Raw genomic sequence first — 26,202 nt, 5'->3', positions numbered from 1 at the left:
CGTATTTATTAAGGCGTCACCGATAATCGGGACGAGGATATATATCCATCAACGCCTTGCAATTCAGGAGAGGTATGACAATGTCATTAGAAGTGTTTGAGAAACTGGAAGCAAAAGTACAGCAGGCGATTGATACCATCACTTTGTTGCAGATGGAAATCGAAGAGCTGAAAGAAAAGAACAACTCACTGTCGCAGGAAGTTCAAAATGCCCAGCATCAGCGCGAAGAGCTGGAGCGTGAGAACAACCATCTGAAAGAACAGCAGAACGGCTGGCAGGAACGTCTGCAGGCCCTGCTGGGTCGCATGGAAGAGGTCTGATTACGCTTCATCTTTCGCGTAATTGCTTTACTGTGTAGGCAACAGGTAACGCAGAAAAAAGGCACCTTGCGGTGCCTTTTTTATCATTCGATATCCAGCGGATCTTCAGAAAGAATAATCCCGGTATTGTCGGCATAGAGATGGTCGCCGGAGAAGAAGGTGACGCCGCCAAAGTTGACGCGGACATCGCTTTCACCAATGCCTTCGCCAGCGGCACCGACCGGAATTGCGGCCATCGCCTGGATGCCGATATCCAGCTCTTCCAGGTCATCTACCTGACGCACCGCGCCGTAAATGACCAGACCTTCCCATTCATTTTGTACTGCCAGACGCGCCAGTTCAGCATCGACCAGTGCGCGACGAACAGAACCACCGCCATCGACGACAAGAACACGACCACGACCATTCTGTTCGAGCAGATCATACAGCAACCCGTTGTCCTCGAAACATTTTACCGTGATGATTTGTCCGCCAAACGACGCCCGTCCACCAAAGTTGGAGAACAGCGGTTCCACGACGTTGACATCTTCTTGATAGATGTCACAAAGCTCGGAAGTATCGTATTTCATAGGCTTAACATTCAGTTGCTGCGAGAATTTTCAGTATATCGCGCTATGTGGGTTGTTGGCAAAATCATCAATTGTTAATTGATATTTGTCAGTTATGCTGCCCACTGGCTTAGGAATATCCCTAAAACAAACAGCAAGTTAGTCAGTAATGCGCCCTTGACAGTGCGTTCCAGCATTGGTCGCATCGCTACCGGATCCATTTCACGCATCACATAACGAGCCTGTTTCACCAGTAACGGCGTTGCCAGCAGGAACAACCAGCCCCACAGGCTGTGCAGCGAAAAGAGATTAAACAGCGCCAGGCACACCAGTGAGCCGATCAGCAGGCAGGCATGGTAACGACGCGCGTTTACTGCACCTAAGCGCACCACCAGTGTATTTTTGCCATTCTCGCGGTCGCTATTGATATCACGCAGGTTATTAATATTCAGAACCGCTGTTGCCAGCAGGCCACAGGCGGTCGCCGGAAGGATCAATGCCGGAATCAACGTATGCGCCTGCAAATACCAGCTCCCCATCACGCTCAACCAGCCAAAGAAAACCAGTACGGAAATATCACCCAGACCGATATAACCATAAGGGCGATTGCCCACGGTGTAGGTGATTGCGGCGATGATCGACAACCCGCCCAGAATCAGGAAGCCGACAAAATCGGCCAGCGTATGGCACGCCACTGCGACCAGCGCCAGTCCGGAGAGACAGATGAGCACGACGGTAATGATGAGCGCCCGTTTCATCTCTTGCTGGGTAATAACCCCTTTTTGCATACCACGTAGTGGTCCGATACGGTCAGGTTTGTCGCTGCCTTTGACGGCATCGCCGTAATCATTGGCGAGGTTAGAAAGGATCTGTAATAGCCCGGCGGTAATCAGTGCCAGCAGGGCGACCAGCGGATCGAAGTGACCTTGCCACCATGCCAGCGCCGTCCCGACGATAATTGCAGCAAAGGCGAGGGGGAGGGTTTTAGGTCGTAAACTTTCCAGCCACGCCTGAGTTCGGCTAATTTGTTGTTCAGTCATAATACGCGCCAAGAAAAATGGGGCCTTTCAGCCCCATCAAACAATGATGAAAATGATTGAACGCGATTATAGGATAAAACGGCTCAGATCTTCATCTGCCACCAACGCATCCAGATGTTTGCTCACATAATCTGCGTCAATGGTGATAGTTTGACCGCTTAAATCGCTGGCGTCGTAGGAAATCTCTTCCATTAAACGCTCCAGAACGGTATGTAAACGGCGTGCACCGATGTTTTCGGTAGATTCGTTCACCTGCCATGCCGCTTCCGCGATACGCTTAATACCGGAATCCGTAAATTCGATATTCACGCCTTCGGTCGCCATCAGTGCTTTGTACTGCACGGTGATAGAGGCATTCGGTTCGGTCAGAATGCGCTCGAAGTCGCTGGTGGTCAGCGCCTGGAGTTCGACGCGGATCGGCAGACGACCTTGCAGTTCCGGGATCAGGTCAGACGGTTTCGCTACCTGGAATGCGCCAGAAGCGATAAACAGAATGTGGTCAGTTTTGACCATCCCGTGTTTGGTAGAAACGGTGCAACCTTCTACCAGCGGCAGCAGGTCACGCTGAACGCCTTCACGAGAAACATCCGGACCGGAAGACTCGCCGCGCTTACAGATTTTGTCGATTTCGTCGATAAACACGATCCCGTGCTGCTCAACGGCGTCGATAGCGTCTTGCTTCAGTTCTTCCGGATTCACCAGTTTCGCCGCTTCTTCTTCAATCAGCAGCTTCATGGCGTCTTTGATTTTCAGCTTACGCGCTTTTTGTTTCTGACCGCCCAGGTTCTGGAACATGGATTGCAGCTGGCTGGTCATCTCTTCCATTCCCGGAGGCGCCATAATTTCAACGCCCATCGGTGCTGCGGCAAGATCGATCTCGATTTCTTTGTCATCGAGCTGGCCTTCACGCAGTTTTTTGCGGAATGCCTGACGGGCAGCGGACGGCTCCTGCTGCTGTTCGGTCTGTCCCCAGTTGTTTTTGGCCGGTGGGATCAGCACGTCGAGAATACGTTCTTCTGCCAGTTCTTCAGCGCGATAACGGTTTTTCTCGATAGCTTGTACGCGCACCATTTTCACGGCGGCATCGGTCAGGTCGCGGATAATAGAATCGACTTCTTTACCCACATAACCGACTTCGGTGAATTTGGTCGCTTCAACTTTGATGAACGGCGCGTTAGCCAGTTTTGCCAGACGACGGGCGATTTCAGTTTTACCGACGCCGGTCGGGCCGATCATCAGGATATTTTTCGGGGTCACTTCATGGCGCAGCTCTTCGTTGAGCTGCATACGGCGCCAGCGGTTACGCAGAGCAATCGCCACAGAACGCTTGGCGTTGTCCTGGCCGATGATGTGCTTATCCAGCTCGCTGACGATTTCGCGTGGGGTCATTTCAGACATGGGAGATCCTTACGCTTTGTAGCTTAATTCTTCGATGGTGTGGAAATGGTTGGTATAGATGCAAATGTCGCCTGCAATATCCAACGCCTTTTCAGCAATTTCACGGGCGCTAAGTTCAGTGTTTTCTAACAGCGCGCGCGCCGCCGCCTGGGCGTAAGGGCCGCCGGAGCCGATAGCAATAAGATCGTTTTCTGGCTGCACCACGTCACCGTTACCGGTGATGATAAGCGATGCAGTTTCGTCTGCGACTGCCAGCAGTGCTTCAAGTTTGCGCAACATGCGATCGGTACGCCAGTCTTTTGCCAGTTCAACGGCCGCTTTAACCAGATGACCCTGATGCATTTCCAGCTTACGTTCAAACAGTTCGAACAGCGTAAAAGCATCCGCAGTACCGCCCGCAAAGCCCGCGATGACTTTGTCGTTGTACAGACGGCGGACCTTTTTCACGTTGCCTTTCATTACGGTATTGCCCAACGTGGCCTGACCATCACCAGCGATGACCACATGGCCGTTACGGCGTACGCTTACTATAGTTGTCACGAGCTGACCCCTTGGTTACGAATACAGAGTACAAACCCCGTACAAAAGTACGGGGCATAATGCAATTATAGATGGGGGGGATTTTGAGGGTTTCAACCCCCGGCAGCGAGCCGAATGCAGTTTGTATGACCCGCCATCTTCAACCGATTGAGGGTGCTGTCTGCGTTCTCTTTGCCTTTCACCGGGCCAATGACCACACGATTCCAGCCATTGTTGGTGGTAATTTTCGAGTCAAAGCCTTCGAACGCCAGCTGAGCACGTACTGTCTCTGCCTGTTCTGCCCCTCTGAACGAACCGCACTGTACCATCCAGCGGCGTTCATCTTTTTTCTCCGCCGTCGGTTTTGGCGCGTCAGCTGCACGAGCAACTGGCGCAGCTTGCTGCGGCTTCGACTGCGCGGTAGTGTGCGCAGGGGTTTGCAGCAGATCCTGGTACGGCTGCTGAGTAGAAGCCGGTTTTGACTGGCGCGGCTGCGACTGAACCGGCGCGGCTTGCGACGTACGCGTCTGTTGCTGCCAGCTTTGTTCGGTTGTACGTGACTGCTGAGCCAGGCGTTGCTGTTCCGCTAACTGCTGCGCCTGACGCTGGCGTTGTAGCGTTTGCTGGCGCTGTTCTGGCGTTTGCTCATTCCACGGAACTTCAACTAACTGCGTTGGCTGCTGGCGCATATCGGCCTGCATTTGTTCAAGAAGCTGGCGCTGTTCTGGTGTCAGTTGCTCCGGCGTTTTTACTTCACCACCGGCAGAAGGTTCTGTTGGCGCACGCACACCCGGCTGGCGACTTTCCAGCTCTTTAATGTAGCGCCAGCGTTCTTCCGGTTTCGGAGGTAGTCCGTTTCCGGTCACTTTCTGGCTTTGCAGCGTCTCGGACTCTTCTTTCTTGTGATGCGTAATGAAGTACAGACCACCGATAAAGGTCACAAGAACGGCGGCAGCAATAGCGACCATTGCGGGAGAAACCGCAGGCAGATTTCGTTGCTTTTTCCGTGAGGTACTCTTTTTTCGCCGCGAAGGTGCCGGTTGGCTGCGGCGTACATAATCTCGTTGTGCCACTATCGTTTCGCTGTATTTATTCGTTCGTCAGCCCGCCATGTTACTTAAGCGGCGGGCCTTTGACCAGTCACGGAAGCCTTAAAGGTTTACTTTAAGTCAATGTGCGTGTCGATCCCCGGATAATAAGCTCGCAGTCCATTAAACGTGAGCCACTGCCGACTGTTTGCCCCTGCATTTGGTCAAGCAATAACAACATTGCCTCGCGACCAATTTCATAGCGCGGCTGTGCGATGGTTGTCAGTGGCGGATCACAAAATTGCGTCAGGTCGATGTTATCAAAACCGATTATGGAAAGGTCATCAGGAACTTTCAGCCCCTGACGTTTTGCCTGCGAAAGTGCGCCAAGTGCCATCACATCGCTATGACAGAAAACAGCAGTTGGCGGTTGCGGAAGGTCGAGCAACTGCTGCATGGCTTTGCTTCCGGCGTCGAAGGTGAAGTCGCCACGGGCGATGTATTGTGGATCAACCATAATTCCGCAGCGACGCAGAGCCTGAACGTAGCCTTGCAGGCGATAGTGACACAGCGGCATTTCTTCCGGCCCAGCAATACAGCCGATCAATTTATGCCCCTGTTCATACAGGTAATTTACCGCATCAAATGCAGCGGTCAGGTTGTCGATATGAACTGTAGGCAGTTCCAGCTCCGGTGCAAATTCGTTCGCCATCACCATCGGCGGCAGATTACGCTGTTCCTCAATGCTGGCATCAAACGGCAGCCTTGAACCGAGCAGCAACATGCCATCAATTTGCTTAGTGATTATCAAATCGATAAAGGTTTTTTCCTGCTGGTTTTGATGTGCACAGTCGCCAATCAGTACCAGATACCCATGACTTGCTGCCGTAATTTCGATTCCGCGAATAATTTCGCTAAAGAAGGGATCACAGATATCCGGGACAATCACCAGAATGGTGCGGGACTCATTACGCTTGACGTTACGCCCCATCGGCTGCGGTAAATAACCCACATCCCGGGCGGCTTTTTCAACCCGGTTACGAGTCGCCAGGGAGACTTTATCGGGATTCATTAACGCTCGGGAGACGGTTGCCGTAGAGACTTTTGCTTTCAGGGCGACGTCTTTCATGGTTGCGGCAGTTTCCTGCTTCTTCGCTTTCACTCTCACTCCTCGCCTGGCACGTCAGGCGTACTACATCCGTGTTTACTTCACATCGGCAACATTTTTAGCAGATAGCGCGTGAAAACGGTTACAGAATTTTCATGAAAAGTGTGATGAATATTTAATTTTTCGATCCGCCTCGCATCGTTAGCGGTTTAACCCTCAATAGGATCGACATCCAGCACCCATTTCACTTTCCGTGAATCCGGTATTGTATTAATAAGCGCCAGCGTACCGTTAATGATGTGCTGTAAGCGCACGCGGGAAGGATGTTGCAGCAGGATCTGCCAGCGCCAGCGACCGCCACGTTTGGGTGCCAGTGCTGGAACCGGGCCGAGAACCCACAGTTTCTCATCCGCCAGCGGACTGGAGAGGATGAGATTTCGCAACTGTTGCAGGAACAGCGGCGCGTGCTGATTGTTATGATCTTCGGCGCGCACAATCACGTGGCTGGTCCACGGTGGTAGCTGCATCATACGCCGCTCGGCCAGCGCCTGTTCTGCAAAGGCGTCATAGCCTTTATAGAGCAATGTTTGCAAGAGAGGATGTTCCGGATGATGCGTTTGCAGCACCACTTCGCCCTGTTTACCGGCACGCCCCGCACGACCAGCGACCTGGGTGTAAAGCTGGGCGAAACGTTCTGCGGATCGAAAATCGGCAGAAAACAGCGCACCGTCCACGTCCAGTAATGCCACAAGTGTGACATCCGGAAAGTGGTGACCTTTCGCCAGCATTTGCGTGCCAATCAAAATCCGCGCGCCGCCGCGATGTACTTCCGCCAGTTGTTGTTCCAGCGCACCTTTGCGGCTGGTAGTGTCACGATCAATACGTGAAATGGGTACACCAGGGAACATCGGGGCAAGCGTCTGCTCAAGCTGCTCGGTGCCCAGGCCCACCGGCACAAGATGCGTGGAGCCGCAGGAAGGGCACTGGCGCGGCACTGGGCGCTGGCTGTCGCAGTGATGACAGCGCAGATGCTGCTGCGCCTGATGCAATGTGTAGTAGTGATCGCAGCGCGGGCATTCGGCTATCCAGCCACAGTCGTGGCACAGCAGCGCAGGCGCAAAACCCCGGCGGTTAAGAAAGAGGATAACCTGGTTGTCGGCCTGTAAATGCTGGCGCATACGGCTGATCAACGCCGGAGCCAGCCCCGCCTGCACCTTCTGACCTTTTAAATCCAGCACGTGTTGAATTGCCGGACGCGCATTACCCGCCCGACGGGTCAGGCGCAGCAGGCGGTATTTTTTCTGCTGGACGTTGCATAACGTTTCCAGCGCGGGCGTTGCGGAGCCAAGAATAATCGGGATTTGCTCGCTATGCGCGCGATACACCGCCAGGTCGCGGGCATGATAGCGCCAGCCTTCCTGCTGTTTGTAGGAACTGTCGTGCTCTTCATCAATGACAATCACGCCGAGATTTTTAAACGGTGTAAACAGCGCGGAGCGGGTGCCAATCACAATCGCCGCCTCGCCATTTTTCGCTTTTAGCCACGCCGAAAGGCGTTCGCTGTCGTTCAGGCCAGAATGCAGAACTTCCACGGGGGCATTAAAGCGTTCACGAAAACGGGCGATAGTTTGCGGTGTCAGGCCGATTTCCGGCACCATTACCAGCGCCTGTTTGCCCTGGGCGAGCACGTTTTCCAGCACGCTTAGATAAACTTCCGTTTTACCGGAGCCGGTGACGCCCGCCAGCAGCCAGGCGGAAAAGGTATCTGCCGCGCTATGGATGGCGCCAACGGCGGTGGCTTGTTCAGTATTCAGTCGCAACCGCTCGCCAGAAACGGCGTAGTTCGTTCGCCAGTCACTAAACTCTGGTGTTTCACTTGCTAAATCACACAGACCTTTTTTGCGCAGTGCCTGTAGCGCGGCATCATTAAATTCGAGAGTGGCAACCTGGTCGCGCCAGATTTTCCCTTGTCGCAATGCCGCCAGTGCCTGTTGTTGCTTTGGCGAACGTTTCAGGCTGTTGATATCTACCGCCTGACCGTGCTCGGTGGCAAACCAGTACCACATGGGCGCGTTCGCTGCAGGTCGCCCCTGGCGCAGTAAAATCGGCAAGGCATGAAACAACACATCGCCAATTGGATGATGATAATAATCCGCCGCCCATAGCAGTAATCGCCAGACGGAGTGAGTAAATACCGGCTCAACGTCCAGCACTTCAACTACCGCTTTTAGCTCGTTGAGCGGCAGCTCGCTGACATCGCTAACGGACACCACAATCCCGATGCGCTCCTGCTGTTTACCAAACGGCACGCGCACGCGACACCCGGCTTTAACCGTCATGCCTTCAGGCAGCAGATAGTCAAAGGTTCGGGGAAGCGGAACGGGCAAGGCAACGTGAGCAACGGGCATAGCATCATCCTGACTTGAAATTCGGTGGAACAGTATACACATTGCCGTAGAGGTGTGCGGATCAGTTTGCATACGCTGGTTAATTTCTGTATGATTCGGCGCCTTTGATACGAAATGATCGTATTGAAACTATACTTTAAACATCGCGTGGTGTCTGGCGTTAGGGCTGGAAGAGCGACGCGGCCTTAAACCGAGGTTTTCCCATGAAAAAAGATATTCACCCGAAATACGAAGAAATTACTGCTAGCTGCTCTTGCGGTAACGTAATGAAAATCCGCTCCACCGTTGGTCATGACCTGAACCTCGACGTGTGCAGCAAGTGCCACCCGTTCTTCACTGGCAAACAGCGTGATGTTGCTACCGGTGGCCGTGTTGACCGCTTCAACAAGCGTTTCAGCATCCCGGGCAGCAAATAAGACCGGATTTCCGAAAAAAGCGCCGCACGGCGCTTTTTTTGTGCCTGAAAACCTACATTATCAACATAACTCATTGAGTTTGTGTCTTTTTATCTTTCTTCTCATAGCGAAAATCCATTTTATCAATACCGTATTTTTTCATGCGCAAATACAGCTTTTTCCTGGGTATCTGAAAGTAATCGGCAACGTCGTTGATACGACCCTGATGGAAGTTGAGAGCATCAATAATTATTTGTCTTTCATAAGATTCTACGAGTTCATCCAGCGGGGCTGGATCCGTCTCCATCATCTGCAAACTGACCGAATCGTCCAGCATTAAAACGCCGACTGCCACCAGTTCTGCCGCATTCACCAATTCAATAATATTACCAGGCCAGGTACGCGCCATCAGTCGCTTATAAAAAGCTTTTCCCAGCAGTGGCTGCTGGCGATTTAATCGTTTACAGGTGAGGGTCAGATAATGGTGAAAAATAGGTTCAATATCCCCCGGACGCTGGCAGAGTGGTGGGCATTCAATGTGGGTGAGTGAAAAAAGAAAATACAATGCAGGAATAATTTTTTGTGCGGCAGCCAGTTCAGCCAGAGGGCTTTGATTAACAACAATCAGACGAAATGACCGATCCTGGGGTCTTTCCTGGTACTGGATCAAGGCGCGCTGATTTTCTGGCGTTAAATGCTCAAGTTCTTTTAATAACAGCGTGCCACCTTCTGCTTCTTTCACCCATTCTTCCAACGGCTGCTGGCTATTGGCGCTGAGTGTGCGTTCAATTAAAGGTCTTTCCTTGCGAGAACTAAATTGATGAAGATAGTGGGCGGCTAATGTTCTTCCTGTGCCAGGTTCGCCGTAAAAGCAGACGGGAAGATCGGTTTCTGCCAGCGTTTCAAGCTGTTGACGTGTCTGGCGAATCCAACCACTGTTACCGATTAAGTGCCGATTAAACTGAGCGTGTCGCCATTTTTTTTGTTCCAGATAAGCTTCACGTTCAGCCAGTGCTTTTTCGATAAGTGAGAGAAATTGTTCTGGATTGATCGGCTTTTGCAGGAAATCCCACGCTCCCTTTTTTACTGCTTCAACGGCCATGGGGACATCGCCATGCCCGGTGATCATCAGAATGGGAAGATGAGGGTCGATAAGCATTATTTTTTCCAGCAGCGTGATGCCTGAAATATCCGGCATACAAACGTCGCACACCACGATGCCTTCCCACGTATTTTGCAGTAATTGTAGAGCCTCAGAAGGGTTGCTACAGGTACATACGACATAACCCTCTTGCTGTAAGAGAGTGCTGTAGGCTAGCAGAACATCATTGTCGTCATCAATTAACAGAATTGTTGGGGTAGTGTCTGTCATGCTTAAAGTTTCCTGAAACGTAGAATAACCAGCGCATGGCGGTCGAGAGTTGACGCGATATATAACTCTCCCTGGCACTGGCGCATAATAGAATGGCTAATCGAAAGGCCAATACCCAAACCTACAGCTTTGTCCGTGGTAAAAGGCGTTAATAGTCGATCAGCCAGATGCACTGGCCAGCCTTTTCCATTATCAGCAATATATAGCGTTACAGTGGAGGCTTCTTCTTCAAAGCTGATGGTTATTGTGGGTGATTGCTCCAGACTGGCTTCCAGGGCATTCGTAAACAAATTAACTAAAACTTGTTGAATCAAGACATCATCACCATAAACGGCAGGGAAATTATCAGGGTAGTGAAGAGAGGCCTTCTGTGATCGATGTTTCAACGCCAGAAGTTCCCAGGACGAATAAATTACCTGCTGTAAATTGATTGCACCGCCAGCCAGTTCACTATCTCGACGGCGGGCGAAGTTGCGCAATCTTTTAACGATGTTATCCATACGCTCGACTAACGATCGCATAGTAACAATATAATTTTTCACCAAACCAACGTCTTGTTGTTCCAGCGCGCGGTTGGCGCTGAAAAGATACATAGATAAGGCATTAAGTGGTTGATTAATTTCATGTGCCAGTGTTGTCATTGTCTGCCCAACCACGGCCAGTTTTGCAGTTTGGATCAATTCACTTTGCGTTGTACGAAGGTTTTTTTCTGTCGCGATACGCTCGCATATTTCCTGTCCCAGTTGACGTTGCTGTTGATTAATTTTCTCAATGGTCTGGCGGAGCAGGTTGGCAATTCTCCCAAGTTCATCGTTACCGGAGACAGGGATATCAGCATCGAGTTCACCATTGCTTAACTTGACAACGGCATCATTCAGTAACCGAAATCGGCGGATCATTCTGGGACGAATGTAGAGGTAATTTACCAGAATAACGAACAGTAAGGCGGTAACCATAGCTGCCAAAATCAATAGCCCGCTGATTTGCATTATTTTTTCCAATCGTAGATTGAATGTTTGTAATTGTTGATGGCTATTACCTAATTGCGTTTCTAATTGAGCACGTATTTGCGTAAATACACGCTCTTTATCCCCGATAGTGCTCATGAGAGTTTGTTGAGCTTGTTGCCAGGCAGCCAGGGTTCCGGGTAGATAATTTTGCTGAGTACCCAGTTCCCACAAGGAATAAACTGTCTGGTGTAATGTGATGGTACTGGAATAAGAAGATAACGACCGCACATTTTCGTCAATGCTGTGTTTCAAAAAATTCAAATACTGAATATGTTGTTTCAACGCGTCTATATCTCTGCTATGCGTGTTAAGCATCTCCTTTAGCGTACTGACGATTTGGGTTTCTATATGTGAAAGTTCGAAAACGAGCTGCAATTCTTTTTGAATAGTTTGCTGAGCATTTTGCAAACTCTGTTTTTCGGGTAGATCTTTTCGTTGGCTGAGTTGATTTAGCAACGACGATTGTTGCCAACTTAAATCCTGGGTAAGTGAGTTGAGTTCATTATTAAAGTCATCATGCAGCCAGTTAACTCTTGAGGATATAACGTCGAGTTTTCCTTTTTCCTGATTGTTGTTGTTCAATGCGTTATCGAGCTTGTTAAGCAGTCTGTCACTACTGGCGACCTGTTGGTTAAGCGCACGTTGATGTACTGAATCAAGATGAGGATTAATGGCCTTAATTTTTTGTAGCCGTTGTTCAATTTGCTCCCTCACCTGAAGACGACTAGCGGTATTGGTTGTCTGTTGTAGCTCATTAAATTCGTTTACCAATGCGGTGAGGTTTTCTTCAAAAAGAAATGAAGCCTGAATCCTCGGGAAATAATCATCAAGCGCGTAGCGAACCTGAGAATTTTGTTCATACCAGGAATAGAGGCTGACTACGCTAACGAATAGCGTAAGAATGGCGCTAAAAACAAAGGCGAGCCGTAAGCTCGTCCCTATAGTATGTAGTTGTTTCACTTTAACGACTCAAGTTGTGTGTTCACCAATTGCTGCTGATGCAGGAAAAACTGCTGCCATGCCATGAGCTGAGCTTCACGAAAGCCTGATTGCAGTTCGAATTGCTGCAGGTACATGGCATTAACGGACTGCTCCGGGGTAACAGGAACTGCTGTTAATAATGCACGCACATCTGGCAATTTACGCTTAAGCCGATGTTCTGCGGCATATAATGATTTCCAGCTGTTTTGAAGTTCGGTAAGGCGAACAGTAATCGCATTATCAAATAACAATTGCACAAGCTTTTGGCGCTGCATAATCAACGGATAATCAAGGGAAGGAGAGGCAAATAATCGCAATTGTTGATCCGCGAGTGGAGTACCGGAGGGTAGCGGATATACCGGATACTTTCCTGAATCAGAATCGCTCAATGCCTGTTGTCCTTCCTGGCTCAACAAAAAATTAATAAAACGCCCCGCCTCCTGTGGGTGTTTACTGCCGTTTGCGATGGCAATAAACATTGGCGCTGCGCGAGAGTTGGGGAAATAACTGAAACGTAAAGTTGAATTATTAAGCAGTACGTTAGCGTAATTGTCGATGACTGGACCAGCGTCACCCAGCCCTGTACTGATCTTATTTGCTACGCCAAAGCTGCGAGATGAAATGGTAGCGAGATTACCGCCTATTTTCAGTAGCGTACCCCAACCATTACTCCATCCTTGTTGTTGCAGGAGATCTTCAATCATCAGATGTGTGGTATCTGAACGTGAAGGGCTGCTCATTAATAGTGTTCCTTGATAACGTGACCTGCTCAATTCCTTCCATGAAGTAGGCACTGGCTCATTTTTATCTTCCAGATGCGCCACATTGATCAGGATGCCATAGCCCGATACCGCAACCGCAACGGTGGTTGAACGAATAGATTCGGGGACTAACTTTCTGCTTGTTTCGATTTGATTATTAAAAGGCTGGAGCAGATTTTTACTTTGCAACCGCTGTAGCAACATGGGGGATGAACTCAGTACCAGATCAATATTTTCACCCAATGGATTTTCTAGCAGGCGCTCAATGGATGCACTGGTTCGGTTAAGCGTTCGGATTTTGGTTGCCAGTGGTTGTTTTTGCCATTGACTAATAATGTGTTCCGTCGCTTCCGAAGAAAGCGTTGTTGCAATCACCAGCTCTTGCGCTGAGGTGACATTGACGCATAAAACCCAACAGATTAATGCTCGTTGTATAATACGAATCATGTCAAAAATCCTATTAACGAGAGAAAAACTCTTACGCTGTAATTCATAGCATTATCCGTTAGCTAATATACATAATGACTGTAAGACGCTGGTGTCAGTATCGGAAATTTCATTAATTCAGATGTAACGAGCGTCACTATATCCGGAAGCGGTTATCAAAAAAAGATCAATATTGCACCTCTGAACATGTGTATCTTGCGGAAATAGCGATTGTTACAGCTATTTCCGGTAATTAATTTCGATATTCGTGCTATCGGATTCAGGCCCTGACCGGATTCTATTGTTTCTTTGCACCAGCCTTCAGAAGCCGGAACAATCGCTTTAACTTGAGCGCAAATGTGCTTATCACGAAGGATAACATGAAAATCCTTAATCCCTGCTGGTTGTTGAACGGTGATGAAAATTTTCATGTTGCGTAGCATGATCCTCCAACAGGGTAAAATCGAGTCTCTTCAATGATCACGTATATGGATGCAAAATATGTGACTGACCTCAAAAACTGAAAAAATTAATAAAAGTCATTATTTTTTTATTGGGGCTGTTGTAACCCGTTAATGCTGAAATAATGGCTTTGTTCTATTTTGAGATATAAAAATGGGAAAGAAATGGAACATGATATTTGTATTTTTGAGTCAGTTTTGACTCATATGCCCTGTATTGTAACTTAAACTCACTTGCTTCACTATCTTTAAAACCAATGAAGCAAGGGCTTTTGCAATACTCTTCAGAGAGTAGCAACTGGCATTGCTGTTTTAAATAACTCTATGAACTGGAAGGTGATATATGCTTTCTCTATTGAAACCTAAAGTGGCAACACATAAGGTTCCTGAAAGTGAAATAAAGAATACGTATAATCGTTATCGTATGCAGGCGCTATTTAGCGTATTTATCGGTTATCTTTCGTATTATATTGTCAGGAATAACTTTGTTCTTTCCACACCTTATTTAAAGCAAGATCTTAATCTGTCTGCGACTCAAATAGGTCTACTTAGCAGTTGTATGCTGATCGCCTACGGTATTAGTAAAGGGGTAATGAGTAGTCTGGCAGATAAAGCGAATCCTAAAGTCTATATGGCTGTGGGTTTGGTTCTTTGTGCTCTCGTTAACGTGGCGCTTGGATTTAGTTTTGCTTTCTGGATGTTTGCGGGACTTGTTGTTTTAAACGGTCTCTTTCAAGGAATGGGGGTTGGTCCTTCGTTTATTACAATAGCCAACTGGTTCCCTCGTAAAGAACGAGGCATCGTCGGTGCGGTCTGGAATATTTCACACAATGTCGGGGGCGGTATTGTTGCTCCGATTGTTGGTGGTGCATTTGCTGTGCTGGGGACTGAACACTGGAAAATAGCAACATATGTTGTTCCAGCGATTGTATCTGTTGTCATTGCTATAGTGGTACTGATGTCAGGTAAAGGTTCGCCCGTAAGTGAAGGTTTGCCGCCATTAAGCGAAATCGTCCCGGACGACGTCAGCATTAAAGCAAAAGATGATCGTGCGCCGGAAGATATGACGGCCTGGCAAATTTTTTGTACCTATGTGCTAAAAAACAAGAACGCATGGTTCGTCTCTTTCGTTGATGTTTTTGTCTATATGGTGCGTTTCGGAATTATCAGTTGGTTGCCTATTTACCTGTTAAGTGTGAAACATTTTACGAAGACTGAAATGAGCACGGCATTTTTAATCTTCGAATGGGCGGCGATTCCAACTACATTATTTGCTGGTTGGTTGAGTGATAAATTATTTCGTGGTCGCCGTATGCCACCCGCTATTATCAGTATGGTATTAATTTTCTTCTGCCTGCTGGGCTACTGGAAAAGTGACTCTCTGCTCTCTATTACCATTTTTGCTGCTTGCGTAGGCTGCCTTATCTATGTACCGCAGTTCCTGGCTTCTGTTCAGACAATGGAAATTGTCCCCAGTTTTGCCGTGGGTTCCGCAGTCGGTTTGCGTGGTTTTATGAGCTATATTCTTGGCGCAACGCTTGGAACAAGTCTGTTTGGTGTTATGGTCGATCAGGTTGGTTGGGATGGCGGTTTTTATCTTCTGCTTGCTGGTGTTATCTGCTGCATTATTTTCTGTACGTTAACGCACTTTGGCGCGATCGCCATGGAACGACAGCGTCAAAATGACGTTGCTGAGTTTTCGCAAGAGCTTCAGAGCAGCAAAAGTTAGATTTGGGGGGGCCAATTATGATGCGATTGGCCCATTACCATGAAAACAGCGGCCATTCTTTAGCAACGGTAGTGAGTTGTGGCGCATCGAAAACGGCCTGAGGTGAAACCACAGTTTCCTCAAGAGGAATATTTTTGCCGTAGCGTTCTTTGAGCTTTGCCTGAACCAGCGGGTTACTAAGATCAAACTCTTTTAGTTTTTGCTGCTCACCCACGCGTATTCCCAGCGCGTTCTGATAAACCTTCCACACCACTTCCGAACAGTACTGGCGATCGTCGCTCCACGAGAAGCTGAAATCGTATGGTTTGCCGAGATAACGTTTTGCCGTTTGCGCCAATTTTTGTTGCTGTTCGGCGCTGAGTCCGCCTTCAACGCGGCGAACAACGTATTTGCCATTTTCACCGTGGGCGATCCACTGTTTGAGCGGGGTGTATTTCACCGGGCCGACCGCTTCAAAGACGTAGGGCTTTTTGTTACGCATCACCAACATACCGGTGTGGCTGTAATCGGAATGGGTTGCCAGTTGGATTGCTTTACTTTGCGATGAGCGAGAAATTTGAAAGATGATGTCGCCGGTTTGCGGTTGCCAGGCAAGGGCAGGCACAGAAACCAGCAGGCCGGGGAGCAGTAGCCTGTATTTCATAGTTAAACGTCCATGTATAAAAAGCGGTGGGTTAGAGCAGAACCGCTGACAACGTGCTCGTTGTTTATGCCGGATGCGGCGTGAACGCCTTATCCGGCCTGCAAGTTCGTGCAAATTCAATAAATTGCAATATGACGTAGGCCTGATAAGCGTAGCGCATCAGGCGATTCCACTCTCCGCGCCGCTCTTTTCCGCTTTAGTATTCCCACGTCTCCGGGTTAATCCCCATCTCACGCATGATCTCTTTTGCCGCTTCCGGGATTTCGTCGCTGCGCTCTTTACGCAGATCGGCATCATCCGGCAGAGGTTGCCCGGTAAAGGCATGCAGAAACGCTTCGCACAGCAGCTCGCTGTTAGTAGCGTGACGCAGGTTGTTCACCTGACGACGCGTGCGTTCATCGGTGAGGATTTTTAACACCTTAAGAGGAATGGAAACCGTAATCTTTTTGACTTGTTCACTCTTCTTACCGTGCTCAGCGTATGGGCTGATATATTCGCCGCTCCATTCAGCCATGAGATACTTAATCCTCTTCGTCAATAAATTGAGACCAGACCGCACAGTTTATAAGGGTACTGGTCATAAACCCGCATAGTTTACCGCACAGGCGCTACCGTGACATCGTGTAATGCGCCTGCCAGCGTGATAATGCATATAATTTTAACGGCAATTTCGGATTTGCTCAATCTATACGCAAAGAAGTTTAGATGTCCAGATGTATTGACGTCCATTAACACAATGTTTACTCTGGTGCCTGACATTTCACCAACAAAGCCCAGGAAACTTCATCACATGACGCGTAAACAGGCCACCATTGCAGTGCGTAGCGGGTTAAATGACGACGAACAGTATGGTTGCGTTGTCCCGCCTATCCATCTTTCCAGCACCTATAACTTTACCGGATTTAACGAACCACGCGCGCATGATTACTCGCGTCGCGGCAACCCAACGCGCGATGTGGTTCAGCGGGCGCTGGCAGAACTGGAAGGCGGTGCAGGTGCGGTGCTAACCAATACCGGCATGTCAGCTATTCACCTGGTCACGACTGTCTTTTTGAAACCCGGCGATCTGCTGGTTGCGCCGCACGACTGCTACGGCGGCAGCTATCGCCTGTTCGACAGCCTGGCGAAACGCGGTTGCTATCGCGTGTTGTTTGTTGATCAGGGCGATGAGCAGGCATTACGGGCGGCACTGGCAGAAAAACCTAAACTGGTGCTGGTAGAAAGCCCAAGTAATCCATTGTTACGCGTCGTGGATATTGCGAAAATCTGCCATCTGGCAAGGGAAGTCGGGGCGGTGAGCGTGGTGGATAACACCTTCTTAAGCCCGGCATTACAAAATCCACTGGCATTAGGTGCCGATCTGGTGTTGCATTCATGTACGAAATATCTGAACGGTCACTCAGACGTGGTGGCGGGCGTGGTGATTGCTAAAGATCCAGATGTTGTCACCGAACTGGCCTGGTGGGCAAACAATATTGGCGTAACGGGCGGCGCGTTTGACAGCTATCTGCTGCTGCGCGGTCTGCGTACTCTGGTGCCGCGTATGGAGCTGGCTCAGCGTAACGCGCAGGCGATTGTGAAATATCTGCAAACCCAGCCGTTGGTGAAAAAACTTTATCACCCATCGCTGCCGGAAAATCAGGGGCATGAAATTGCCGTGCGCCAGCAAAAAGGCTTTGGCGCAATGTTGAGTTTTGAGCTGGATGGCGATGAGCAAACGCTGCGTCGTTTCCTGGGCGGGCTGTCGTTGTTTACGCTGGCGGAATCGTTAGGGGGAGTGGAAAGTTTAATCTCTCACGCCGCAACCATGACACATGCAGGCATGGCGCCAGAAGCGCGTGCTGCCGCCGGGATCTCCGAGACGCTGTTGCGTATCTCCACCGGTATAGAAGATGGCGAAGATTTAATTGCCGACCTGGAAAATGGCTTCCGGGCTGCAAACAAGGGGTAAAAATGAGTGTGATTGCGCAGGCAGGGGCGAAAGGTCGTCAACTGCATAAATTTGGTGGCAGTAGTCTGGCTGATGTGAAGTGTTATTTGCGTGTCGCGGGCATTATGGCGGAGTACTCTCAGCCCGACGATATGATGGTGGTTTCCGCCGCCGGTAGCACCACTAACCAGTTGATTAACTGGTTGAAACTAAGCCAGACCGATCGTCTCTCTGCGCATCAGGTTCAACAAACGCTACGTCGTTATCAATGCGATCTGATTAGCGGCCTGTTACCTGCCGAAGAAGCCGATAGCCTTATTAGCGCCTTTGTCAGCGATCTTGAACGCCTGGCGGCGCTGCTCGACAGCGGTATTAACGACGCGGTGTATGCGGAAGTGGTGGGCCACGGTGAAGTGTGGTCGGCGCGCCTGATGTCTGCGGTGCTTAACCAACAAGGGCTGTCAGCGGCCTGGCTTGATGCCCGCGAGTTTTTACGCGCTGAACGCGCTGCGCAACCGCAGGTTGATGAAGGGCTTTCTTACCCGTTGCTGCAACAGCTACTGGTACAACATCCGGGCAAACGTCTGGTGGTGACCGGGTTTATCAGCCGTAACAACGCCGGTGAAACGGTGCTGCTGGGGCGTAACGGTTCCGACTATTCCGCGACACAAATCGGTGCGCTGGCGGGTGTTTCTCGTGTAACCATCTGGAGCGACGTCGCCGGGGTATACAGTGCCGATCCGCGTAAAGTGAAAGATGCCTGTCTGCTGCCATTGCTGCGTCTGGATGAGGCCAGCGAACTGGCGCGTCTGGCGGCTCCCGTTCTTCACGCCCGTACTTTACAGCCGGTTTCTGGCAGCGAAATTGACCTGCAGCTGCGCTGTAGCTACACGCCGGATCAAGGTTCCACGCGCATTGAACGCGTGCTGGCCTCCGGTACTGGTGCGCGTATTGTCACCAGCCATGATGATGTTTGTTTGATTGAGTTTCAGGTGCCCGCCAGCCAGGACTTCAAACTGGCGCATAAAGAAATCGACCAGATCCTGAAACGCGCGCAGGTGCGCCCACTGGCGGTTGGCGTACATAACGATCGCCAGTTGCTGCAATTTTGCTACACCTCTGAAGTGGCTGACAGCGCCCTGAAAATCCTCGACGAAGCGGGATTACCTGGCGAACTGCGTCTGCGTCAGGGGCTGGCGCTGGTGGCGATGGTCGGGGCGGGCGTCACCCGTAACCCGCTGCATTGCCACCGCTTCTGGCAGCAACTGAAAGGCCAGCCGGTCGAATTTACCTGGCAGTCGGATGACGGTATCAGCCTGGTGGCAGTGCTGCGTACCGGCCCGACCGAAAGCCTGATTCAGGGGTTGCATCAGTCCGTATTTCGCGCGGAAAAACGCATTGGCCTGGTTCTGTTCGGCAAGGGCAATATCGGTTCCCGCTGGCTGGAACTGTTTGCCCGTGAGCAGAGTACGCTTTCGGCGCGTACTGGATTTGAATTTGTGCTGGCAGGCGTGGTGGACAGCCGCCGCAGCCTGCTGAGTTATGACGGGCTGGACGCCAGCCGCGCGTTAGCGTTCTTCAATGATGAGGCCGTGGAGCAGGATGAAGAGTCGCTGTTCCTGTGGATGCGCGCCCATCCGTATGATGATTTAGTGGTGCTGGACGTTACCGCCAGCCAGCAGCTTGCCGATCAATATCTCGATTTCGCCAGCCACGGTTTCCACGTTATCAGCGCCAACAAACTGGCGGGAGCGAGCGACAGCAATAAATATCGCCAGATCCACGACGCGTTCGAAAAAACCGGGCGCCACTGGCTGTATAACGCCACCGTCGGTGCGGGGTTGCCGATCAACCATACCGTGCGCGACCTGATCGACAGCGGCGACACTATTTTGTCGATCAGCGGGATCTTCTCCGGCACGCTCTCCTGGCTGTTCCTGCAATTCGACGGTAGCGTGCCGTTTACCGAGCTGGTGGATCAGGCATGGCAGCAAGGGTTAACTGAACCTGACCCGCGTGATGACCTTTCCGGCAAAGACGTGATGCGCAAGCTGGTGATCCTGGCGCGTGAAGCGGGTTACAACATCGAACCGGATCAGGTACGTGTGGAGTCGCTGGTGCCTGCTCATTGCGAAGGCGGCAGCATCGACCATTTCTTTGAAAATGGCGATGAGCTGAACGAGCAGATGGTACAACGGCTGGAAGCTGCCCGCGAAATGGGGCTGGTGCTACGCTACGTGGCGCGTTTCGATGCCAACGGCAAAGCGCGTGTTGGTGTGGAAGCGGTGCGGGAAGATCATCCGCTGGCATCACTGCTGCCATGCGATAACGTCTTCGCCATCGAAAGCCGCTGGTATCGTGATAACCCGCTGGTGATCCGTGGACCAGGCGCAGGGCGCGATGTCACCGCCGGGGCGATTCAGTCGGATATTAATCGTCTGGCGCAGTTGTTGTAAGTTCAGGAGCCCAATTAGGCATGATGCACATGCTTGTTGGGCTTATGGCCTTTAACACAATTTACCTAATTATCATTGAGTTGTAAGCCGGATAAGGTGTTCACGCTGCATCCGGCAAGAAACAATAAATCCGTCTGCTAGGTTTCTTGTAATTCCCATCCTGAATCTTTTTCATCTTCCCTGATTTTTCCTCACCATCATTGGTCATTTTTCGGTTGACGCCCCTCGGCTTTTCCTTCATCTTTACATCTGGACGTCTAAATGGATAGATGTTCACAACACAACATATAACTACAAGCGATTGATGAGGTAAGGTATGAGCTTTTTTCACGCCAGCCAGCGGGATGCCCTGAATCAGAGCCTGGCAGAAGTCCAGGGGCAGATTAACGTTTCTTTCGAGTTTTTCCCGCCGCGTACCAGTGAAATGGAGCAGACCCTGTGGAACTCCATTGATCGCCTTAGCAGCCTGAAACCGAAGTTTGTGTCGGTGACCTATGGCGCGAACTCCGGCGAGCGCGACCGTACACACAGCATCATTAAAGGCATTAAAGATCGCACCGGTCTGGAAGCTGCGCCGCATCTCACCTGCATTGATGCGACTCCCGATGAGCTGCGCACCATCGCTCGCGACTACTGGAATAACGGCATTCGCCATATTGTGGCGCTGCGTGGCGACCTGCCGCCGGGAAGCGGTAAGCCGGAAATGTATGCCTCTGACCTGGTGACGCTGTTAAAAGAAGTCGCGGATTTCGATATCTCCGTGGCGGCGTATCCGGAAGTTCACCCGGAGGCGAAAAGTGCCCAGGCAGATTTGCTTAACCTGAGACGTAAAGTCGATGCCGGCGCCAACCGTGCGATTACTCAATTCTTCTTCGATGTCGAAAGCTACCTGCGTTTTCGCGATCGCTGCGTATCGGCGGGTATCGATGTGGAAATTATTCCGGGCATTTTGCCGGTCTCTAACTTTAAACAGGCGAAGAAATTTGCCGACATGACCAACGTGCGTATTCCGGCGTGGATGGCGCAAATGTTTGACGGTCTGGATGACGATGCCGAAACCCGCAAGCTGGTGGGCGCGAATATTGCCATGGATATGGTGAAGATTTTAAGCCGGGAAGGAGTGAAAGATTTCCACTTCTATACGCTTAACCGCGCTGAAATGAGTTACGCGATTTGCCATACGCTGGGTGTTCGACCTGGTTTATAAGCATTGTGTCTTTTGTGAAAATCACACAGTGATTACAAATTTTAAACAGAGCACAAAATGCTGCCTCTAAATGAGGGTGGGAAAATAAGGTAGTCAGCCTTGTTTTCTCCCTTCTCCCTTGAAGGATGTGAAGCTAAAACACTTTTTTATAAAGTATTTGTCCTAAATCGGACATAATCAAAAAGGCTTAATTACGATCAATTTGATCTACATCTCTTTAACCAACAATATGTAAGATCTCAACTATCGCATCCGTGGATTAATTCAATTATAACTTCTCTCTAACGCTGTGTATCGTAACGGTAACACTGTAGAGGGGAGCACATTGATGAGCACGTCAGACGATATCCATAACACGACAGCCACCGGCAAATGCCCGTTCCATCAGGGCGGTCATGACCAGAGCGCAGGTGGGGGCACAACCACTCGCGACTGGTGGCCAAATCAACTCCGTGTTGACCTGTTAAACCAACATTCTAATCGTTCTAACCCGCTGGGTGAGGACTTTGACTACCGCAAAGAATTCAGCAAATTAGATTACTACGGCCTGAAAAAAGATCTGAAAGCCCTGCTGACAGAATCTCAGCCGTGGTGGCCAGCCGACTGGGGCAGCTATGCGGGCTTATTTATTCGTATGGCCTGGCACGGCGCGGGGACTTACCGTTCCATCGACGGACGCGGCGGCGCAGGTCGTGGTCAGCAACGTTTTGCACCGCTGAACTCCTGGCCGGATAACGTAAGCCTCGATAAAGCGCGTCGCCTGTTGTGGCCAATCAAACAGAAATATGGTCAGAAAATCTCCTGGGCAGACCTGTTTATCCTCGCGGGTAACGTGGCGCTGGAAAACTCCGGCTTCCGTACCTTCGGGTTTGGTGCCGGTCGTGAAGACGTCTGGGAACCGGATCTCGACGTTAACTGGGGTGATGAAAAAGCCTGGCTGACCCACCGTCATCCAGAAGCACTGGCGAAAGCACCACTGGGTGCAACCGAGATGGGGCTGATTTACGTTAACCCGGAAGGCCCGGATCACAGCGGCGAACCGCTTTCTGCGGCAGCAGCTATCCGTGCGACCTTCGGCAACATGGGCATGAACGACGAAGAAACCGTGGCGCTGATTGCGGGTGGTCATACGCTGGGTAAAACCCACGGTGCCGGTCCGACATCTAACGTTGGCCCTGACCCGGAAGCTGCACCGATTGAAGAACAAGGTTTAGGCTGGGCGAGCACTTACGGCAGCGGCGTTGGCGCAGATGCCATCACCTCTGGTCTGGAAGTGGTCTGGACGCAGACACCGACTCAGTGGAGCAACTATTTCTTCGAAAACCTGTTCAAATATGAGTGGGTACAGACCCGCAGCCCGGCTGGCGCAATCCAGTTCGAAGCGGTAGACGCACCGGAAATTATCCCGGATCCGTTTGATCCGTCGAAGAAACGTAAGCCGACGATGCTGGTGACCGACCTGACGCTGCGTTTTGATCCAGAGTTCGAGAAGATCTCTCGTCGCTTCCTCAACGATCCGCAGGCGTTCAACGAAGCCTTTGCCCGTGCCTGGTTCAAACTGACGCACAGGGATATGGGGCCGAAATCTCGCTACATCGGGCCGGAAGTACCGAAAGAAGATCTGATCTGGCAAGATCCGCTGCCGCAGCCGATCTACAACCCGACCGAACAAGACATTATCAGTCTGAAATTTGCGATTGCGGATTCTGGTCTGTCTGTCAGTGAGCTGGTATCGGTGGCCTGGGCGTCTGCTTCTACTTTCCGTGGTGGCGACAAACGCGGTGGCGCCAACGGTGCGCGTCTGGCATTAGCACCGCAGCGCGACTGGGATGTGAACGCCGCAGCCGTTCGTGCTCTGCCAGTTCTGGAGAAAATTCAGAAAGAGTCTGGCAAAGCTTCGCTGGCGGATATCATCGTGCTGGCTGGTGTGGTTGGTGTTGAGAAAGCCGCAAGCGCCGCAGGTTTGAGCATTCATGTACCGTTTGCGCCGGGTCGCGTTGATGCGCGTCAGGATCAGACTGACATTGAGATGTTTGAGCTGCTGGAGCCAATTGCTGACGGTTTCCGTAACTATCGCGCTCGTCTGGACGTTTCCACCACCGAGTCACTGCTGATCGACAAAGCACAGCAACTGACGCTGACCGCGCCGGAAATGACTGCGCTGGTGGGCGGGATGCGCGTACTGGGTGCCAACTTCGATGGCAGCAAAAACGGCGTCTTCACTGACCGCGTGGGCGTATTGAGCAATGACTTCTTCGTGAACTTGCTGGATATGCGTTACGAGTGGAAAGCGACCGACGAATCGAAAGAGCTGTTCGAAGGCCGTGACCGCGAAACCGGCGAAGTGAAATACACAGCCAGCCGTGCGGATCTGGTATTTGGTTCTAACTCTGTCCTGCGTGCGGTAGCGGAAGTTTACGCCAGCAGCGATGCCCACGAGAAGTTTGTTAAAGACTTCGTGGCGGCATGGGTGAAAGTGATGAACCTCGACCGTTTCGACCTGCTGTAATCTGACCTTCTTCAGCGACTGCCTTTCATGCAGTCGCTGAAGTTTCTTTACCGGCGTATAGTGTCCACAGGAAAACTACACACTGGATCTCACATGTCTGCCGCAGGAAAGAGCAACCCACTGGCAATCAGTGGCCTGGTTGTGCTCACACTTATCTGGAGTTATAGCTGGATTTTCATGAAGCAAGTCACCAGCTACATCGGTGCCTTCGACTTCACCGCCTTACGCTGCATTTTCGGCGCTCTCGTTTTATTCATCGTCCTTTTATTACGTGGTCGCGGAATGCGCCCGACGCCGTTTAAATACACCTTAGCCATCGCCCTGTTACAAACCTGTGGGATGGTTGGCCTGGCGCAGTGGGCGCTGGTCAGCGGCGGAGCGGGGAAGGTGGCGATCCTGAGCTATACCATGCCGTTCTGGGTGGTGATTTTCGCCGCGTTGTTTCTCGGTGAACGCCTGCGACGTGGGCAATATTTCGCGATACTGATTGCCGCTTTCGGCTTATTTTTGGTGTTGCAGCCGTGGCAACTCGATTTTTCTTCGATGAAAAGTGCCATGCTGGCAATCCTCTCCGGTGTTAGTTGGGGGGCGAGCGCGATTGTTGCTAAACGTCTGTATGCCCGTCATCCGCGCGTGGATTTATTGTCGTTAACATCCTGGCAGATGCTCTATGCGGCGCTGGTGATGAGTGTGGTCGCTTTACTGGTGCCGCAACGTGAAATTGACTGGCAGCCCACCGTGTTCTGGGCGCTGGCCTACAGTGCGATTCTGGCGACGGCGCTGGCGTGGAGCTTATGGCTGTTTGTGCTGAAAAACTTGCCTGCCAGTATTGCCAGCTTAAGCACACTGGCCGTTCCCGTTTGCGGCGTACTCTTTTCCTGGTGGCTGCTCGGTGAGAATCCGGGGGCCGTTGAAGGTAGCGGTATTGTGCTGATTGTGCTGGCACTGGCGCTGGTGAGCCGTAAGAAAAAAGAAGCCGTCAGTGTAAAAAGGATCTGAATTTTTTCTTCATGTGGGGCGATCTCTTATTTAACAAAATAACGATAATGCCCCACCATCCGCCAGCTAAACAGCACATCTTCTTCCTGCGCGCCTGCGCCAATGTTATGTATCACCAGCGGCGTACCGTCGCGGGCGAAGCCATCTGACACCACCCCAATATGTGCCAGCCCGTTATCTAATCGCCAGGAGACAATATCGCCCGCTTGATAGTCACTGGCGTTTTTGCTGGTGGGGCGTGTTTTATCGTGGCGGCTAAACCAGGTTTCCAGATTCGGCACCCGACGATGATCGATGTTGCTGTCCGGACGTTTTAACTGCCACTTTTGTGGATAATCGGCAAAATTCTTCGCCATATCTTCATGCACCAGCTTCTGCAAATCGACCTTCTGGCTGCGCAAGGCGCGGATCACTACATCAGAACATACGCCGCGCTCCTGCGGGACATCGCCGCCAGGATAGGTAAGCTGCATATACGCCGGATCGTAAAATAGCGTGCTGCCGATTTGCTGTCTGGCACCGTCTGCGATGGCAAGGTTGGTGTTGGTCTGGATTTGTACCACGGTTGGTGGAACGGCGGGAGATTTTAAGGAGTGGCTGGTAAATCCCGTCAGAAGACTGACCAACGCGAGTGAAGCTTTCATCTGTTTCGTCCGTGAAAATAATCGTCGCAGATTCGACCTTCCGGGCGTTTGAATGTTCTGTGGGGAAAATGTCCAGAAGCGGATAAAAAAAACTCCGAACAATGCGGAATTTCAGATGGGTGACAAAGTAAAAAAGTGTCCGGACGGTTCCCTCACATCTTTGGGGAGAGGGCGAGGGGGAAAACCGTGCCCTCAGTGACGAATGAGCCAGTTTGGCAGCAATTTCCAACACCCGGACAACGCAGGTGTTTCAGACGGGCGACAATGTATAAAACGTGCCCGGACGGTCCCCTCGCCCCTTTGGGGAGAG

At 50.9% G+C, this 26,202-nt stretch carries 22 protein-coding genes; 8 read left to right on the top strand and 14 right to left on the bottom strand.

The features are described 5' to 3' along the window. Positions 1-74 precede the first annotated feature (74 nt). Positions 75-320: a septal ring assembly protein ZapB gene (gene zapB / locus EQY_RS0115015; RefSeq protein ID WP_001296623.1), complete on the top strand. Its 246-nt coding sequence runs from the start codon at positions 75-77 to the stop codon at positions 318-320. A gap of 83 nt (positions 321-403) precedes the next feature. Here the strand turns inward: zapB and rraA are convergent, their stop codons facing one another. The 7 genes from rraA to priA form a co-directional block, all read right to left on the bottom strand. After that, positions 404-889 (bottom strand): ribonuclease E activity regulator RraA, encoded by a 486-nt coding sequence (rraA, locus tag EQY_RS0115010; RefSeq protein ID WP_000872908.1) that lies wholly within the window; start codon positions 887-889, stop codon positions 404-406. A 92-nt stretch (positions 890-981) separates the two neighbouring features. Then, positions 982-1,908, bottom strand: a complete 927-nt coding sequence (gene menA, locus EQY_RS0115005; RefSeq protein WP_024212602.1) for a 1,4-dihydroxy-2-naphthoate polyprenyltransferase — start codon at positions 1,906-1,908, stop codon at positions 982-984. 66 nt (positions 1,909-1,974) lie between these two features. Continuing rightward, on the bottom strand, positions 1,975-3,306 hold the full coding sequence (gene hslU, locus EQY_RS0115000; RefSeq protein WP_001293348.1) for an ATP-dependent protease ATPase subunit HslU: 1,332 nt from the start codon (positions 3,304-3,306) through the stop codon (positions 1,975-1,977). 9 nt (positions 3,307-3,315) lie between these two features. Next, positions 3,316-3,846 (bottom strand): ATP-dependent protease subunit HslV, encoded by a 531-nt coding sequence (gene hslV / locus EQY_RS0114995; protein WP_000208242.1) that lies wholly within the window; start codon positions 3,844-3,846, stop codon positions 3,316-3,318. Between the two features lie 92 nt (positions 3,847-3,938). Further along, a complete protein-coding gene (ftsN, locus tag EQY_RS0114990; RefSeq protein WP_000068842.1) occupies positions 3,939-4,898 on the bottom strand; it encodes a cell division protein FtsN in 960 nt (319 codons plus the stop codon). A gap of 91 nt (positions 4,899-4,989) precedes the next feature. Beyond that, the gene (cytR, locus tag EQY_RS0114985) at positions 4,990-6,015 is read right to left on the bottom strand and encodes a DNA-binding transcriptional regulator CytR (protein ID WP_000644884.1); all 1,026 of its coding nucleotides are present in this window, start codon (positions 6,013-6,015) and stop codon (positions 4,990-4,992) included. A 155-nt stretch (positions 6,016-6,170) separates the two neighbouring features. After that, entirely contained in the window at positions 6,171-8,369 is a 2,199-nt protein-coding gene (gene priA, locus EQY_RS0114980; protein WP_024212601.1) for a primosomal protein N', read from the bottom strand. 203 nt (positions 8,370-8,572) lie between these two features. Here priA and rpmE point away from each other — a divergent pair, with 203 nt between their 5' ends. Then, positions 8,573-8,785 (top strand): 50S ribosomal protein L31, encoded by a 213-nt coding sequence (gene rpmE / locus EQY_RS0114975; RefSeq protein ID WP_000710770.1) that lies wholly within the window; start codon positions 8,573-8,575, stop codon positions 8,783-8,785. 70 nt (positions 8,786-8,855) lie between these two features. On the opposite strand, the gene pgtA is transcribed toward rpmE, so the two are convergent. From pgtA to EQY_RS0114955, 4 genes are all read right to left on the bottom strand, one after another. After that, positions 8,856-10,136: a two-component system response regulator PgtA gene (pgtA, locus tag EQY_RS0114970; protein ID WP_000132856.1), complete on the bottom strand. Its 1,281-nt coding sequence runs from the start codon at positions 10,134-10,136 to the stop codon at positions 8,856-8,858. Between the two features lie 2 nt (positions 10,137-10,138). Further along, on the bottom strand, positions 10,139-12,106 hold the full coding sequence (locus EQY_RS0114965) for a sensor histidine kinase (protein WP_000811380.1): 1,968 nt from the start codon (positions 12,104-12,106) through the stop codon (positions 10,139-10,141). Further along, positions 12,103-13,335 carry an ABC transporter substrate-binding protein gene (locus tag EQY_RS0114960; protein WP_000619303.1) on the bottom strand — a complete coding sequence of 411 codons (1,233 nt, stop codon included), beginning with the start codon at positions 13,333-13,335 and terminating at the stop codon, positions 12,103-12,105. The genes EQY_RS0114965 and EQY_RS0114960 overlap by 4 nt, the downstream gene beginning before the upstream one ends. Positions 13,336-13,490: 155 nt before the next feature. Beyond that, entirely contained in the window at positions 13,491-13,745 is a 255-nt protein-coding gene (locus EQY_RS0114955) for a hypothetical protein (protein WP_237712273.1), read from the bottom strand. 373 nt (positions 13,746-14,118) lie between these two features. On the opposite strand from EQY_RS0114955, the gene pgtP reads away from it, so the two are divergent. Next, positions 14,119-15,504: a phosphoglycerate transporter PgtP gene (gene pgtP / locus EQY_RS0114950; protein ID WP_024212600.1), complete on the top strand. Its 1,386-nt coding sequence runs from the start codon at positions 14,119-14,121 to the stop codon at positions 15,502-15,504. A 34-nt stretch (positions 15,505-15,538) separates the two neighbouring features. Here pgtP and EQY_RS0114945 read toward each other — a convergent pair whose 3' ends face one another. Together EQY_RS0114945 and metJ are read right to left on the bottom strand one after the other, a co-directional pair. Next, entirely contained in the window at positions 15,539-16,147 is a 609-nt protein-coding gene (locus tag EQY_RS0114945) for a YiiX family permuted papain-like enzyme (protein ID WP_000877404.1), read from the bottom strand. 196 nt (positions 16,148-16,343) lie between these two features. Next, complete coding sequence (gene metJ / locus EQY_RS0114940) at positions 16,344-16,661, bottom strand: met regulon transcriptional regulator MetJ (RefSeq protein ID WP_000852812.1); 318 nt, start codon at positions 16,659-16,661, stop codon at positions 16,344-16,346. A gap of 276 nt (positions 16,662-16,937) precedes the next feature. Here metJ and metB point away from each other — a divergent pair, with 276 nt between their 5' ends. The 5 genes from metB (at position 16,938) to yijE (ending at position 25,248) form a co-directional block, all read left to right on the top strand. Next, a complete protein-coding gene (gene metB, locus EQY_RS0114935; RefSeq protein ID WP_010350181.1) occupies positions 16,938-18,098 on the top strand; it encodes a cystathionine gamma-synthase in 1,161 nt (386 codons plus the stop codon). Positions 18,099-18,100: 2 nt separating this feature from the next. Beyond that, a complete protein-coding gene (metL, locus tag EQY_RS0114930; RefSeq protein ID WP_000110797.1) occupies positions 18,101-20,533 on the top strand; it encodes a bifunctional aspartate kinase/homoserine dehydrogenase II in 2,433 nt (810 codons plus the stop codon). Positions 20,534-20,849: 316 nt separating this feature from the next. Next, entirely contained in the window at positions 20,850-21,740 is an 891-nt protein-coding gene (gene metF / locus EQY_RS0114920; RefSeq protein ID WP_000007526.1) for a methylenetetrahydrofolate reductase, read from the top strand. A 328-nt stretch (positions 21,741-22,068) separates the two neighbouring features. Beyond that, entirely contained in the window at positions 22,069-24,249 is a 2,181-nt protein-coding gene (gene katG, locus EQY_RS0114915) for a catalase/peroxidase HPI (protein ID WP_024212599.1), read from the top strand. 93 nt (positions 24,250-24,342) lie between these two features. Further along, on the top strand, positions 24,343-25,248 hold the full coding sequence (gene yijE / locus EQY_RS0114910; RefSeq protein ID WP_001271242.1) for a cystine transporter YijE: 906 nt from the start codon (positions 24,343-24,345) through the stop codon (positions 25,246-25,248). 26 nt (positions 25,249-25,274) lie between these two features. Here yijE and EQY_RS0114905 read toward each other — a convergent pair whose 3' ends face one another. Then, the gene (locus tag EQY_RS0114905; protein WP_000647914.1) at positions 25,275-25,892 is read right to left on the bottom strand and encodes a DUF1287 domain-containing protein; all 618 of its coding nucleotides are present in this window, start codon (positions 25,890-25,892) and stop codon (positions 25,275-25,277) included. Positions 25,893-26,202 lie beyond the last annotated feature (310 nt).

Source organism: Escherichia sp. TW14182 (genome assembly GCF_000208525.1).
GTDB lineage: Bacteria > Pseudomonadota > Gammaproteobacteria > Enterobacterales > Enterobacteriaceae > Escherichia > Escherichia ruysiae.
Note: the sequence above shows the minus strand (reverse complement) of the source record. Positions and strands in the feature narration are given on the sequence as shown.

What these genes read in the sequence shown, in the direction of transcription:
- zapB (WP_001296623.1), top strand. Translation starts at nt 75, where the DNA reads ATGACAATGTCATTAGAAGTGTTTGAGAAACTGGAAGCAAAAGTACAG.
- rraA (WP_000872908.1), bottom strand. Translation starts at nt 889, where the DNA reads ATGAAATACGATACTTCCGAGCTTTGTGACATCTATCAAGAAGATGTC.
- menA (WP_024212602.1), bottom strand. Translation starts at nt 1,908, where the DNA reads ATGACTGAACAACAAATTAGCCGAACTCAGGCGTGGCTGGAAAGTTTA.
- hslU (WP_001293348.1), bottom strand. Translation starts at nt 3,306, where the DNA reads ATGTCTGAAATGACCCCACGCGAAATCGTCAGCGAGCTGGATAAGCAC.
- priA (WP_024212601.1), bottom strand. Translation starts at nt 8,369, where the DNA reads ATGCCCGTTGCTCACGTTGCCTTGCCCGTTCCGCTTCCCCGAACCTTT.
- rpmE (WP_000710770.1), top strand. Translation starts at nt 8,573, where the DNA reads ATGAAAAAAGATATTCACCCGAAATACGAAGAAATTACTGCTAGCTGC.
- pgtA (WP_000132856.1), bottom strand. Translation starts at nt 10,136, where the DNA reads ATGACAGACACTACCCCAACAATTCTGTTAATTGATGACGACAATGAT.
- EQY_RS0114960 (WP_000619303.1), bottom strand. Translation starts at nt 13,335, where the DNA reads ATGATTCGTATTATACAACGAGCATTAATCTGTTGGGTTTTATGCGTC.
- EQY_RS0114955 (WP_237712273.1), bottom strand. Translation starts at nt 13,745, where the DNA reads ATGAAAATTTTCATCACCGTTCAACAACCAGCAGGGATTAAGGATTTT.
- pgtP (WP_024212600.1), top strand. Translation starts at nt 14,119, where the DNA reads ATGCTTTCTCTATTGAAACCTAAAGTGGCAACACATAAGGTTCCTGAA.
- EQY_RS0114945 (WP_000877404.1), bottom strand. Translation starts at nt 16,147, where the DNA reads ATGAAATACAGGCTACTGCTCCCCGGCCTGCTGGTTTCTGTGCCTGCC.
- metJ (WP_000852812.1), bottom strand. Translation starts at nt 16,661, where the DNA reads ATGGCTGAATGGAGCGGCGAATATATCAGCCCATACGCTGAGCACGGT.
- metB (WP_010350181.1), top strand. Translation starts at nt 16,938, where the DNA reads ATGACGCGTAAACAGGCCACCATTGCAGTGCGTAGCGGGTTAAATGAC.
- metL (WP_000110797.1), top strand. Translation starts at nt 18,101, where the DNA reads ATGAGTGTGATTGCGCAGGCAGGGGCGAAAGGTCGTCAACTGCATAAA.
- metF (WP_000007526.1), top strand. Translation starts at nt 20,850, where the DNA reads ATGAGCTTTTTTCACGCCAGCCAGCGGGATGCCCTGAATCAGAGCCTG.
- katG (WP_024212599.1), top strand. Translation starts at nt 22,069, where the DNA reads ATGAGCACGTCAGACGATATCCATAACACGACAGCCACCGGCAAATGC.
- yijE (WP_001271242.1), top strand. Translation starts at nt 24,343, where the DNA reads ATGTCTGCCGCAGGAAAGAGCAACCCACTGGCAATCAGTGGCCTGGTT.
- EQY_RS0114905 (WP_000647914.1), bottom strand. Translation starts at nt 25,892, where the DNA reads ATGAAAGCTTCACTCGCGTTGGTCAGTCTTCTGACGGGATTTACCAGC.